This window comes from Dermabacter sp. p3-SID358 (assembly GCF_025147465.1).
Taxonomy (GTDB): domain Bacteria; phylum Actinomycetota; class Actinomycetes; order Actinomycetales; family Dermabacteraceae; genus Dermabacter.
In genome coordinates this window covers 15,564-27,982 of the sequence record NZ_JALXOZ010000010.1, presented here as the reverse complement: position 1 = coordinate 27,982, position 12,419 = coordinate 15,564, and the positions used below count along the sequence as shown (strand labels likewise).

At 63.9% G+C, this 12,419-nt stretch carries 11 protein-coding genes and 1 tRNA gene; 10 read left to right on the top strand and 2 right to left on the bottom strand.

Annotated features, from left to right (window positions below; translation table 11 throughout):
* Positions 1-134: 134 nt before the first annotated feature.
* The 6 genes from M3B90_RS06015 (at position 135) to M3B90_RS05990 (ending at position 5,936) form a co-directional block, all read left to right on the top strand.
* Positions 135-635 (top strand): flavin reductase family protein, encoded by a 501-nt coding sequence (locus M3B90_RS06015; protein WP_259889097.1) that lies wholly within the window; start codon positions 135-137, stop codon positions 633-635.
* 158 nt (positions 636-793) lie between these two features.
* Positions 794-2,539 carry a hypothetical protein gene (locus tag M3B90_RS06010; protein ID WP_259889096.1) on the top strand — a complete coding sequence of 582 codons (1,746 nt, stop codon included), beginning with the start codon at positions 794-796 and terminating at the stop codon, positions 2,537-2,539.
* A 30-nt stretch (positions 2,540-2,569) separates the two neighbouring features.
* Positions 2,570-3,889 (top strand): uracil-xanthine permease family protein, encoded by a 1,320-nt coding sequence (locus M3B90_RS06005; protein WP_259889094.1) that lies wholly within the window; start codon positions 2,570-2,572, stop codon positions 3,887-3,889.
* A complete protein-coding gene (locus M3B90_RS06000; protein ID WP_259889093.1) occupies positions 3,886-4,137 on the top strand; it encodes an acetyltransferase in 252 nt (83 codons plus the stop codon). The genes M3B90_RS06005 and M3B90_RS06000 overlap by 4 nt, the downstream gene beginning before the upstream one ends.
* A gap of 9 nt (positions 4,138-4,146) precedes the next feature.
* Positions 4,147-4,971, top strand: a complete 825-nt coding sequence (locus M3B90_RS05995) for a DUF5926 family protein (protein WP_259889092.1) — start codon at positions 4,147-4,149, stop codon at positions 4,969-4,971.
* On the top strand, positions 4,968-5,936 hold the full coding sequence (locus M3B90_RS05990; RefSeq protein WP_259889090.1) for a glycosyltransferase: 969 nt from the start codon (positions 4,968-4,970) through the stop codon (positions 5,934-5,936). Before M3B90_RS05995 ends, M3B90_RS05990 begins: the two co-directional genes overlap by 4 nt.
* On the opposite strand, the gene M3B90_RS05985 is transcribed toward M3B90_RS05990, so the two are convergent.
* A complete protein-coding gene (locus tag M3B90_RS05985; protein ID WP_259889089.1) occupies positions 5,899-7,977 on the bottom strand; it encodes a hypothetical protein in 2,079 nt (692 codons plus the stop codon). The two genes, M3B90_RS05990 and M3B90_RS05985, sit on opposite strands and share 38 nt — an antisense overlap.
* Between M3B90_RS05985 and pheA the strand changes: the two genes are divergently transcribed.
* Positions 7,936-8,904: a prephenate dehydratase gene (gene pheA, locus M3B90_RS05980; RefSeq protein WP_259889088.1), complete on the top strand. Its 969-nt coding sequence runs from the start codon at positions 7,936-7,938 to the stop codon at positions 8,902-8,904. The two genes, M3B90_RS05985 and pheA, sit on opposite strands and share 42 nt — an antisense overlap.
* A 6-nt stretch (positions 8,905-8,910) precedes the next feature.
* Here pheA and M3B90_RS05975 read toward each other — a convergent pair whose 3' ends face one another.
* Positions 8,911-9,852, bottom strand: coding sequence for a diacylglycerol kinase family protein (locus tag M3B90_RS05975; RefSeq protein WP_259889087.1), 942 nt, complete (start codon positions 9,850-9,852; stop codon positions 8,911-8,913).
* 43 nt (positions 9,853-9,895) lie between these two features.
* On the opposite strand from M3B90_RS05975, the gene serS reads away from it, so the two are divergent.
* From serS to M3B90_RS05960, 3 genes are all read left to right on the top strand, one after another.
* Positions 9,896-11,155, top strand: coding sequence for a serine--tRNA ligase (serS, locus tag M3B90_RS05970; protein ID WP_259889086.1), 1,260 nt, complete (start codon positions 9,896-9,898; stop codon positions 11,153-11,155).
* Complete coding sequence (locus tag M3B90_RS05965) at positions 11,152-12,021, top strand: HAD family hydrolase (RefSeq protein ID WP_259889085.1); 870 nt, start codon at positions 11,152-11,154, stop codon at positions 12,019-12,021. Before serS ends, M3B90_RS05965 begins: the two co-directional genes overlap by 4 nt.
* A gap of 110 nt (positions 12,022-12,131) precedes the next feature.
* A tRNA-Ser gene (locus M3B90_RS05960) sits at positions 12,132-12,219 on the top strand.
* Positions 12,220-12,419 lie beyond the last annotated feature (200 nt).

The window sequence follows — 12,419 nt, the reverse complement described above, 5'->3', positions numbered from 1 at the left end:
AATGGGCACACGGGTCGTTTGGCGCGAGTTGGCGTGCGGTGTGTGACGTGGAGGGGGAATCGAGCGCAGTAGTCACCGGAGCGTTACCCTCGCACGTAGGTAGGGCAAGGTCCGACGCTTGCTCGTCGACCATCGTGACCAAGGGTGAAAGGGATGCGGGAATGGATGTGGAGCTGTACCGGCGCTTGAGCGAAGACATAGCCTCGGCGATCGCGGTCGTGAGCGTGCGTGTGGGTCGGTGGGATCTCGTGACGCCGATCGATTCCTTCCTTGATGTGTCATACGACCCGCCAACGATGGTGTTGAGCCTCTATTCCCTCTCGCGCGTCGCGGAGGCGCTCGAGGAATCAGGCACGTGCGCACTGAGCGTGCTCGGCGCCGAGCAGCAAAGCCTCGCTGAACGCTTTGGTGAACCCGGCCTTCCGTTGCAGGGAATGCTCGAAGGGGTCGCCCACACGCGCGATTCGGTGGGAAATGCCCGAATCTGCGGTTCGATTGCCAGTTTCTCCCTCGAAGTTGAAGGCACGCACGAAGCGGCGACCCATACGCTTTTCGTGTGCCGAGTGCGTGAGGCACAACAGGGGCCGGCGCTGTCCCCGCTCGTACGTTTCTCGAAGCGCTACTCAAAGCTTTAAGGAAACAACGAAGAGATTCGCGACACGCTCGGAGAAACGGACGTGGTGATTCGCTTCCTCGCCCCTAGAATATTCGCGATACGCGCTCGTGCGAGCCGTGCTTGCCTCTTCGGCGCTTCCCCGCATCGGCGTGCCGCGCGACACTACTGAGGGAGCTCATGGCGAAGGATCAGGTACCGGAGAACCGTGACGATCGTGTCCAGGCAGGAGCAGACTCCGCCGAGGGGTGGATCTTTGTTCCCGAACCGGGCACACTTCCCACGGAGAAGCTTCCCGACAGCGATGATTTTGCACGGTTTAGGATGCAGCGCGCGAACCTTGACGGCGAGGCCGAGCAGTACTTTGCGCCGGGTCTCGCGCCGAAGGAGCCGGCCACAGAGACCGCGGAGATTGCGGTGTCTCCAGCGCCCGCAGAAGCAGACTATGCGCGCTCTGGCGCCACGCCTTCGGCCGCGCCGCGGTCTCGCGCCGTGCATCTCCCTCCTCAGTTCAGCGACCTGAGCGGTTGGGACGCGTTGCGGGACATCATCGTCGTGCTCGCCTTTGGCTCGAGTTTCACGACGACCTATACCCATGCCCCTGACGCACTCCCCGCGTGGATTCCCGCAGTTGCCGCGGGATTCGGCATCGCGACCATACTCGCCGTGTATCTCTTGCGCTGGGTCCCCGCGTATGTGAAGGATGCGAAGCCAAAGAGGCCCGAGCAATTCGCTTATCTTGGGATTGTGCGCCGCATCGGTATGCTGCCCGCGTTCGCGGCATCGATCGGCGTGCTCGGTTACGACCTCGTTGCGTCAATTCCCGACCTCCTCGTTCCCCTTCCCGGCGGGCCGCGCGTGGGCGTTGGCGTTTCGGTCGCGTTGCTCCTCATGGCGGCCGTGATGGGCTCGGAGCGACGCGGATTCGAGGGGTACGTTCCCACTGCCGCGGCTCAAGCACGCGCTGGCCATTGGATTCTCGTGCTGCGGGTGCTGCTCGTCGCGAGCTTTGCCCTCTCGCTCGTCATGATGGTGGGCAAAGCGATCAACGGCGATCCCGCCTTCGCCCTCGTGACGCTCTCCTACTCTCTCGGTTCCCTCGCGCTCGGCCTCTTTATTGCGAACCCCAAGCTCAATGAGCGCCCTTCGCACTACGTTTTCACCGTGGGTGCTGCGGCTGCGATGGTCGTGGGTGCTGCCGCTGATAACTCGCTCCGCCTCGAGTATGCGGCTCCCGGAAGCTTCTCGACTTCGTACGTGTGGCTCCCATTCGCCCTCGCGGCCTTCGGGCTGCTCATTTCGCGCCCCTACGTTCGCTCAAGCACGCTCAACTTCAAACGCGTCGACTGGCTCATGTACGCGGCGCGCACGTACGAGTTTTCGCGCACCATGCACATCGTGGCCTTCGCCGCAGTCCTCGTGTATTTCGTTGCGGTCCTCGTGGGCTACGAGGCGCGCGGTGGATCTGGCCTTGTGATTGTGCAGCTAGTTCTCGTCGCATCGCTCGCACTCCTTTCGCATTTCGGCCGCAAGGCTCTCATGCGGAAAAATGCCGTTAAGGCACGCGGTAATGCCGTATCGATCGGTGCGGCCCTCACGCTCATGGGTTTCCTCGGTGTCATAGTTTTCTCCGTTGTGACGGGAGCAGCAGCTGGCCTCACGAACGGTGGCCTCGGCCTCATCGCCGGGGTTGCCGCTGCCCTCATGATTACTGTTCCCGCTCCCGTGCGCGATGAATACGGTGCGCCCGATCTTGAGCGCACCTTCGCAGAGTTTCGCGCTCGCATCAACGGCGCAGCCGAAGCCACGGCATTTCTTCCCGATGTGTCCGAAGTCCAGCGTCGAACACACGCCTTCCCCGTGGACCTCCCTCTCGAAGAAAGCGCCCCCGCTACCCCTGATCTCGACCCTCCCGAGGAGTCGTAGCCCCCACCCTTCTCCCGACGAAAGGCCGCCATGCCACTGTGGACAATTCATGGAAATGGGCTCACTGTTGAGCCGGGTAAGGTCGTTCTTCCTTCCGAGCGGCTCGCATGGCCGGTCACGATTGGGATCGGTGCTCAGCACGTCATCGCGATGTTCGGCGCGACGTTCCTCGTTCCGCTCCTGACGGGCTTTCCGCCCTCCACGACGCTCCTCTTCTCAGGGCTCGGCACGCTCCTCTTCCTTCTCATCACGGGCAACAAGGTCCCGAGCTATCTCGGCAGTTCGTTCGCGTTCATCGCCCCTATCGTTGCCGCGACGAAGGCGCACGATATGGCTACCGCACTCGGCGCGGTGCTTCTCACCGGTCTCGCGCTCGCGTTTGTCGGTGTGATCGTGCAGTTCGTGGGGACGCGGTGGATCTCCGCGCTCATGCCGCCCGTCGTCATGGGCGCGATTGTTGCCCTCATCGGCTTCAATCTGGCCCCCACGGCCTACGAAAAATTCCAGCAGTCGGCGCTCACCGCGACCGTGACCCTCTTCGCGGTCGTCCTCTGCACGGCCCTTTTCAAGGGGATCCTCGGGCGCGTTTCGGTTCTCCTTGGCGTACTCGTCGGCTACTTCTTCGCCCTCTGGCGCAACGAGGTTGACCTTACGGCCTTCCACGAGGCCCCGTGGATCGGCCTGCCCGAATTCCACCATCCACACTTCGACCTCTCGGTCCTGCCAATGTTCCTCCCCGTGATTCTTGTGCTTATCGCGGAGAACGTGGGGCACGTGACCTCGCTCAGTTCGATGACGGGCAAGAACCTCGATCACTTGATGGGCCGCACCCTCTTTTCCGATGGCATTGCCACCGCGCTCTCGGCGACTTTCGGTGGTTCGCCCACGACCACGTACGGCGAGAACATCGGCGTCATGAGCGCGACCCGCGTCTACTCGACCGCCGCGTACTGGGTCGCGGGCATCGCCGCAATTGCCCTCTCGATGTCGCCCAAGCTCGGTCAGCTCATTTTCTCGATTCCGCCGGGCGTTCTCGGCGGTGTCACGTTTGTGCTCTACGGCCTCATCGGCATCGTGGGCGTGCGCATGTGGGTCGATGGCAGGGTCGATTTCTCGAGACCCCGCAACCAGATGACCGCGGGCGTCGCCCTCGTCGTGGGCATCGCGAACGTCGAGTGGACGATTGGCCCGGCGAACGCGGGCATCACGTTCAACGGGATCGCCCTCGGTGCCCTCGCGGCGCTCGTGATTTACCACCTCATGACAGCGATCGGGAGGGTCACGGGCACGGAGGTGCCGGAGGGGTCCGACGCTCGCCCGGCTTCCGCACAGCAGAATCGTGAACGATGAGTGCCGAGCAACCGTCGGATAGGCCGCGCACGGGCTGGGCTCCGATCCTCAAGCCCGGGGCTCGCGTGACCGCGCGCTATGCTCTCGACCCTCGCACGCACGAGGGGCGCGAGAAGGTCGCGGATGCCCTCGGCTACGTCGTCGAAGCGGATGAGGAAACTGTCACTATCCACACGAAACGCGGGTATGCGCGGATCCCGCGCGTGTTGATTGTCGCCGTTCGGGAGGTTCCCCCTCCGCCTCGCTAGACTTGGGCCATGACTTCTAGCACCACTCTTGTTCGCCGCCCGTTCGAGGGCCTCATCGCCGAGCACGATCTCGTCGCGATGCGCCAGCTCATTCCGTCGGCGACTCTCGACGCCAAGATCGCTCCCGAGTTCGGCGGCGGTGATGCCGTGATTGCCACGATTCTCCCCATGAACTGGGCCGCGATTAAGCGCGACAACGGCACAGTGATGCTCGGCATGCAGGCGAGCGTTCCCGGCAACGACACCTCGCGCGGGCTTGGCGCGGCTCTCAAGCAGGCGCTCGACTCGGAGCCTGGCACAGCCGTGACCACCGTGAAGGTTGCGGAGGATTCCCCGAGGCTCCAGGACCTCCTCGTGATTGAGGAGGGCTACACGGTCGATGTGCACGAGTCGTTTGAGTATTGGCTTGGCGCGGGAGCGGAGCGCACCGAGCAGATCGAGCAGGGGCTCGAGCAGGCTAACGAGGCGATTATGCCGACGGCCGCCGTGGGCGGATTGCCGCACGCGTACTGGGTCGATGCGGGCCCCAAGGAGCATTTGCGCTGGGTTCTCGACGAGAGCGAAGACCGCGTGATCGATGCGGTTGCTCGCCTACACGCGAAACGTCAGTCAGGCATCGGTGAGGGCACGCGCTACGTCGGGTCGTTCCGTGCCGATGGCCTCACGATTCCCGTGTGGGATTTGCCGAAGGGCTTCGGCGTGGAGGGAGTCGAGAACGAAGTTCCCGAGTTCCTCAAGCGCTTCGACGAGGCTCTCTCGAGCGAGGAACCGCTTACGGCTCTCGAGCGCCGCGCCCGCGGCGGAATCGTCGCACGAGAGGTGACCCTGCGATGAGCACTGTCGACGCCGCGGCATACGGGGGTGAGCGGCCCACGCGGGTCGCGGTCGTGATCCCCGCGAAGGATGAGGCTGAACGAATCGAAAAAACGGTGACCGCCTCGTTCGCGATCCGCGGCGTCGACATTGTCGTTGTTGTCGACGATGGCTCCTCCGATGCAACCGCGGCGCTTGCCAAGGGTGCGGGCGCGATCGTCGTCCGTCACCGAAGCAATCGCGGCAAGGCCGCGGCGATGGCGACGGGTGCCAAGGTTGTGCACATGCGTGAAGAAACGACCCATGCCGCGCAGGTCACTCGCGAAGGGCATGTCCTGAAGGACCCGGCACGGGCCCTCCTCTTTATCGACGCCGATATGCAGGAGTCCGCACGCGGGGCAGAGCCTCTCGTTGAGGCGGTGCTGGACGAGGGCGTAGATATGGCGATCGCGACCCTTCCACCGCAAGAAGGAGCGGCTGGCATGGGTCTCGTTGTAAAAACGGCCCGAAATGGCATCCGGAAAGCCACGGGATTTGAGACCCTGCAACCCCTCAGTGGCACGCGGTGCATCACGCGCGAGACGTGGGATTCCGTGCAGCCTCTCGCTGCCGGATGGGGCGTGGAAACGGGCCTCACGATCGATGCGCTCCACAAAGGGTTCTGGGTTAAGGAGATTCCGGTCGAGATGAGCCACCGGGTGACCGGAAAAGATCTGCGATCGCAGCTCCATCGCGCAAACCAACTGAAAGACGTCATGCGCGCGCTTTCGAAGCGTCGCTCTCTTTCACCGAACGACCCCCTCAGCGAGGAAGGTGAGGTGCGCACTCTCACGGGCGAGCGCCCCGAGGTGCCCGAGTTTGTCGAGGAACGTCCTGTCACGCATTACGCGATTCCCTCGGTCGAGAAAAACGCGCAGGTGAAGGCCCCCGAAAACTCGGCTACCGAGCCTACCGCTGAGAGCCAGTCCGAACAGAACGAGCAGTAAGCGCCGCGCGGGCGGCGAGGCTGAGCGCGAGACCCACCACGTAGGCGAGACCCACGAGCACCAGGCCCGTGTCGTTCGTGAGCGCCCCGATCCATGCCCCCGCGATCGCTGCGAGACGCAGTCGATACAGATAGGGGAGCTCCCTCGCGAGGCGGCCCTTGCGCACCGCGAAGTACGTGAGAGCGAAAGCACCCACCAGGGGCGGGATCGTGAGGAGCGGCGAATAGAGCATGAGCGGCTCGAACATGCGCGACGTGCGATCGGCAAATACCACCCAGAATTGCGAGAGCGCACCCGTAAGCGAGCCCTTCTCGACGAGCATCGCCATAAATTCGCCGAGGTGCGTACGCGACGACGCGGGACGCATGTAGTCGAAAACCCCGGCAAGGGCGAATACACCGAGACCCGAGATCAAAGCCGCAAGAACGTGCCACGGGCGGAGCCGGATACCGCTCAGGACGAGGCAGGCCACGAGGGTCACGGGGGCATAAATGAGGGCACTGCCGGCGTCGGCACCCATGCTCGGCGCGATCGAGCAGAGCCCCACGATCGCACCCGAGCCCCCGACGAACACGACCCGTGCGAGTCCGGGCCGACGGCCGGTCGAAAAGATGGGAAGTGCGTGCATAAGCATGCCCGCGCCGAGTGCCCACGCCGCAAGCGTGATACCCGTGATGTGGTTGCTGAGACCGTAGAAGCGCCCGCCGTAGATCGGCTGGTTGCCAAGAAGCGATGTGAAGCTCGCGTGGGAGCCGAGCGCGGCGTCGAGCAAGATTGCGGCCGCGGTCATGAGTGCCGCGAGGGCAGGGGTAAGGAGCCGGCGATTCTGCTCGGGAAGGGCGGAGCCGAGAAGCTTTACGCCCCACGTCAGCCCCGCGCCGACGATCGCCGTTCCAAGCAGCGTCCAGGCCGCAATCGCGAAAAGCGGGTGAATGGCGAGATCCACGAGGAAGCCGAGAGGGAGGATGCTTGAGGTGTACCCCACGGGAATCGCGAGGAGAGCAACGTTTGCGACGTGTCGCGCTGCAGAGAAACGACGTGCGAGGAGACCCGAGGCGAGGAGCACAGCGATGATCACCCCGAGCATGGGAGCAAGCGAGTCTTCGGTCTCACGGGACGCGAACGTCAGCTCGCGCGCATGCGCGAGTTGGGCGCCTCGCTCGGCTTGGGTTCCGACGGCTGCCCGGCCGATGCCGATCTGGTCTTTGCCTACGAAGCTCGCCGCGAGGTCGAGATTCATGACGACGCCAACTTGGCGCGTCGAAGGGCTCGTAAGGAACGCCGGCCCCCAGCGAGAATCGATATACACCTGCAGGTTGAGTGGCGTGGGCAGGGCGTCGTAGCCACGCGTGTGCTCGACCTCAAACGCGCGCCCGGGGGAGGGGTTCAGGGAACCGACGCTCGCGAGTGCGATGTTGCGCTCCCCGCAATCGCCTGCGTGCTCCGCGAATGCGGCATCGATTGCCCGCACGCTGCGTTCGTGTTCGGTGCGGGTTACGTCATCGCCGGTTTGGACATCGCCGAGATCGACGAGTGAAATCCCTGCCTCACCGAGGGCGGAGCTGGCGTCGGAAAACTCCTTCCCACCCGCCTTGCTGTCCGTCCCCGACGCACTCTTACTTGCGAGTGCCGGAGTGCGCGTTCCCGTGGCGAGGGTTTCGAGGCCCTGCCGCTTAGTGGGCATGACCGATTCGCTTGAAAGCGAGAGCCCCGCCGTTCCAGAATTCTCGGCAAAGCACCACAGGGCTGGGGTGTCGTCCTTGGTGATGTCTGACCAGGTCAACCCGCTCGTGACGTAGACCGTGTGCACGCGGCTCGCGGGCGGAGTCGCGTCCTTGCGCATCCCGCCCCAATGGAGTGACGGGCCGAGGACGAGCGCGGCGAGGAGCGCGAAGCATGCGGCGGTGAGGGCCGCGCCCACGAGGCGTTCGCGCGCATGAGACGAGTCGTGCATGGACTCAAGCGTAGCGATTTCTCGCATGCCCGTACTCTTAGGGACATGCGATATGGATTCCTCGGCCCCGAGACGACCTTCACTCATCAGGCGCTCCTTCAGGCACTCATGGGTCCGCTGCCCGTGAGGCCCGACGATGGCGAACAAACGCTCGTGCCCTACCGCAGCGTTGCCGAAGCGATCGGCGACCTCGTTGCGGGCGACGTGGACGCGATGATGGCGCCGATCGAAAACTCTGTCGAGGGCGGCGTATCGGGCACGCTCGACGTGCTCGCCGCGACCGGTGGCATCACGATCGTCGCCGAACAGATCGTCCCCATCACGTTCGTGCTCGCGACGCGAGTCCCCTCGAGCCTCGAGGACCTCGAAGCCGTGTACTCTCACCCGCACGCGCAGGCCCAGTGCCAGGCATTCGTGCGCGAAAACCTCCCTGGTGCCTCCCCTCAGCCCGCACTCTCAACTGCAGCGGCGGCTCGCGAGATCGCCGAGCTCGATGAGAACGATCCTCGCGCCCACTCCGCTGCCGCGATCTGCTCGCCTCTCGCCGCCGAACACTTCGGCCTGCACGTGCTCGCGAGCGGAATCGAAGACACGAAGGGCGCCGAGACCCGCTTCGTGCTCGTCGAGCGCGACGGCCTCATCCCCGCGCGCACGGGCTCCGATAAAACGACGATCGTCGCGCACCTCGCTCACGACCGCTCGGGCTCGCTTCTCGAAATGCTTGAGGTGCTCAGCTCGAACGGCGTCAACCTTTCCCGCATCGAATCACGCCCCATCGGCGACGCACTCGGCCGCTACTCCTTCTCCCTCGACCTCGAGGGGCACATCGAGGATCGCCGCGTGGCCTCCGCGCTGCGCGGCCTCCACCGCATTTGCTCGCGCATCGTGTTCCTCGGCTCGTACGGCAGGGCCGACGGTTCCGTGCCCTACGTGGTTGACCACAACGCCGATACCGCGTACGAGGAAGCGCGCGCGTTTGTCTCGCGCCTTGAGGCCCTTATCGCTCGGGACTAGCGTTTCTCAGCGTGCGGATCGAATGGTGAGGGCGCCCGCATCGACGCGGGTGACGAGGTGCGTGGCATCGCCGAGGTAATCGCCATCGACCTGCACGGGGAGCGCCTTCGAGGTGCTCACGATCGCCTCGCGAGCCTGGAATGTGCGGTGGTTGGAGATTTTCGCGAGAGATTTCGGGGCCCCCGGGAGCACGAGCTGCCCGAGGATCTGTGAAAAGCCTGCCGCGCCCTTCCAATCGAGCGCGAGAATCTCGAGGGAGCCATTGGAGCGATCCGCGCCCGGCATGAGCGTGATCCCGCCGGGCAGGCGCCCCACGTTGCCGATCATGACGGTGCGGGCCTTGAGTGACTGCGCGGCGCGGCCATCGAGCTCAAGCTCCACGCTCTGCCCGCGGCCCACGATCTTCTTTGCCCCCGCCACCACATAAGCAAGCCAACCGACGGCTTTCTTGAGTTTCGAGTTCGTGTTCTCCATGATTACGGCGTCGAAGCCGAAACCAGCGATCACGAGGAAGGGTTCTTCCTTCGCTTCGCGAGCGTCGTCGAGGCTTTCGCCGTGCTTCAAGTACCCAAGATCGGCCTTGTGGCCCTTTCCCGTGAGCGCGACCCTGATCGCGCCGCGAAGATTATCGAGCGGGATGTCAAGGTTGCGTGCAAAAAGGTTGCCCGTGCCCATCGGGATAATGCCGAGCTCCACGCCAGAATGGGCAAGCCCCGCCGCGACGAGACGCACCGTGCCGTCGCCGCCCGCCGCAAACACTATCGAGCAACCGTCGGACGCCGCCTGCTGAGCCTGCCCGAAGCCCGGATCCTCCACGCTCGTCTCGTAAAACGACACTTGCGCATCCGAGTCGACCTCAAGTACATGGCTTACGACTCGTCCGCGAAAAACGGCCATGTCCTTGAGCTTTGACGGGTTGACGACGACCCCAACGCGTAGTTTTTCCACGGCTCAAGCATACGGGGCGGTGTGGCACTGTAGGCTTGAAAACATGATCGATCTGCGACTGCTCCGTGAGAATCCTGACCGCGTGCGTGAGGCTCAAAAAGCCCGCCGCCGCGATCCTCAAACCGTTGATGCCGTGCTCGAAGCCGACCAGACCTGGCGAGAAGCCACGCAGTCGTTCGAATCGCTGCGCGCCGAGCAGAAGACCTTCGGCAAGAAGGTCGCCGAAGCCAAGGGCGAGGAAAAACAGAAGCTCGTCGTCGAGGCAAAGGAGCTGAGCCAGAAGGTCAAGGACCTCGAGCAACGCGCAAGCGAAGCCGAAGAAGCGCGGGAAAAAGCCCTGCGCGCCATCCCCAACATCGCCGAAGGGGCCCCCGAGGGTTTTGAGGAAGATTTTGAGGTGCGCGAAACCCACGGTGAAATTCCACGTTTCGACTTCGAGGTGCGCGACCACCTCGACATCGCCGAAAAACTCAAGGCGATCGACATGCAGCGCGGAGCGAAGGTCTCCGGCTCGCGCTTCTACTTCCTTACGGGCGTGGGTGCGCAGCTCGAGCTCGCGATTCTCAATGCCGCCCTTGAAAAAGCGACTCGCGCAGGCTTCACCCCCGTCATCACGCCCACGCTCGTTCTTCCTGAAACGATGGACGGCACGGGCTTTTTGGGCGAACACGCCGACGAGGTTTACCACCTCGATAAAGACGACGACCTTTACCTCGTGGGCACGAGCGAGGTTGCGCTCGCGGGCTATCACCGCGATGAGGTGCTCAACCTCGATAACGGCCCCATCCGTTACGCGGGTTGGAGCGCGTGCTACCGCCGCGAGGCCGGTAGTTACGGCAAGGACACGCGCGGTATCATCCGCGTGCACCAGTTCCACAAGGTCGAGATGTTCTCGTATTGCAAGCTCGAGGAGTCTTACGAGGAGCACGAGCGCCTGCTCGACATGGAGCGCGAGATGATGGATCTCATTGACGTTCCCTACCGCGTGATCGACACCGCCGCCGGCGACCTCGGTACCTCCGCCGCCCGGAAGTTCGACTGTGAAGCGTGGGTGCCGAGCCAAAATACTTACCGTGAGCTCACCTCGACCTCGAACTGCACGCAGTTTCAGGCGCGCCGTCTCAACATCCGTGAGCGCGTCGATGGTGCGCTTCGCCCGGTCGCGACTCTCAACGGCACGCTTGGCACGACCCGCTTTATCGTCGCCCTCCTCGAGAATCACCAGCGGGAAGACGGCAGCGTCGTCGTGCCCGAAGGGCTTCGACCGTACCTCGGTGGGCGCGAAGTGTTCGAGGTGAAATGAGCCCGACACGCAGCACCAGAGGTTTTGACGAGGAGCACCTTCGCTCTCTTCTCAAGCCACTTTCGGGACATCGGGTCCTTGTAGGGCTCGATGTCGACGGCACGCTCGTGGACCACGCGGGCGTTATGGATCCGCGCGTGCACAGTGCGCTTCACGCGGTGCGCGAAGCCGGCCACCACGTCGTCATCGCGACCGGGCGGTCGCTGAATACAACCCTCCCGATTGTGCGTCTCGCGGGGGTTTCCGACGGTTGGTCGGTGAGCGCGAACGGCGCAGTCACCACGAGGATCACGGGGGAGTCCGACGCCGCCTACGAAATCGTCGAGACCGTGACTTTTGACCCCGAGCCCGCGCTACGTGCGATGTACCAGGCCGTGCCCACGGCGCGCTTCGCGATTGAGCGTGTGAGTGGCGGCTTTATAGGCACCGAAAGCTTCGACGATCTCGACTTTGGGATCCAGGCAGAACCGGCGAGCATAGACGAGCTTTTCGAGGCGACGGAAGCGGTACGTGTCGTCGTGACCGCGCCCGACATTCCGCTCGACGAGTTTGCGCGCATCGTTGAAAGAGCTGGCGTGAGTGGCTGCGAATACGCCGTGGGATGGTCGAGTTGGCTTGATATGTCGGCACCAGGAACGACGAAAGCGAGCGCTCTCGAATCATTGCGGAAACGCCTGGGCGTGGATCCGGAGCACACCGTGACCGTTGGCGATGGTTCGAACGATGTTGAAATGCTCGACTGGGCCGCGGTCGGTGTCGCGATGGGCCAAGCGAGCGAGCGCGTGAAGTCGTATGCCGATGCCGAGACTCTCGGTATCGAGGACCACGGTGCGGAAATTGTGCTGCGCTTCCTCGCCGCCTCGTAAGAGTGCAGGATAACCACCGCGCAGCTTCCGCTTCGTGGATGATGCGGCGTATTTTCACGACCCTGAATCAAGAGGGTAGGATGTACGGGCGCCTCGCTCACGTGGCGCAAGGAGAGTTGACAGAGCGGCCGAATGTGGCGGTCTTGAAAACCGCTGTGCAGCAACCCTGCACCAAGGGTTCAAATCCCTTACTCTCCGCTGGAGGTGCACGCATGCCGTGCGCCCCGCCCCGTTTCCGGTGCGCATAAGGCGCGCTGGGTTCGGGGCTTTTTCGTTTCTTACTGCGCTCGCACGTACGATCGAAGAGTCGAGTCCCGCACGAAGGAGAGTGCCATGAACGTCAAGCTTGCACCGGGTGACAAGGCCCCTGACTTTGACCTCCCCCTCGCGGGCGGAGG

Coding starts and splice junctions, on each gene's coding strand:
- M3B90_RS06010 (WP_259889096.1), top strand. CDS start 794: ATGGCGAAGGATCAGGTACCGGAGAACCGTGACGATCGTGTCCAGGCA.
- M3B90_RS06005 (WP_259889094.1), top strand. CDS start 2,570: ATGCCACTGTGGACAATTCATGGAAATGGGCTCACTGTTGAGCCGGGT.
- M3B90_RS06000 (WP_259889093.1), top strand. CDS start 3,886: ATGAGTGCCGAGCAACCGTCGGATAGGCCGCGCACGGGCTGGGCTCCG.
- M3B90_RS05995 (WP_259889092.1), top strand. CDS start 4,147: ATGACTTCTAGCACCACTCTTGTTCGCCGCCCGTTCGAGGGCCTCATC.
- M3B90_RS05990 (WP_259889090.1), top strand. CDS start 4,968: ATGAGCACTGTCGACGCCGCGGCATACGGGGGTGAGCGGCCCACGCGG.
- pheA (WP_259889088.1), top strand. CDS start 7,936: ATGCGATATGGATTCCTCGGCCCCGAGACGACCTTCACTCATCAGGCG.
- M3B90_RS05985 (WP_259889089.1), bottom strand. CDS start 7,977: ATGAGTGAAGGTCGTCTCGGGGCCGAGGAATCCATATCGCATGTCCCT.
- serS (WP_259889086.1), top strand. CDS start 9,896: ATGATCGATCTGCGACTGCTCCGTGAGAATCCTGACCGCGTGCGTGAG.
- M3B90_RS05965 (WP_259889085.1), top strand. CDS start 11,152: ATGAGCCCGACACGCAGCACCAGAGGTTTTGACGAGGAGCACCTTCGC.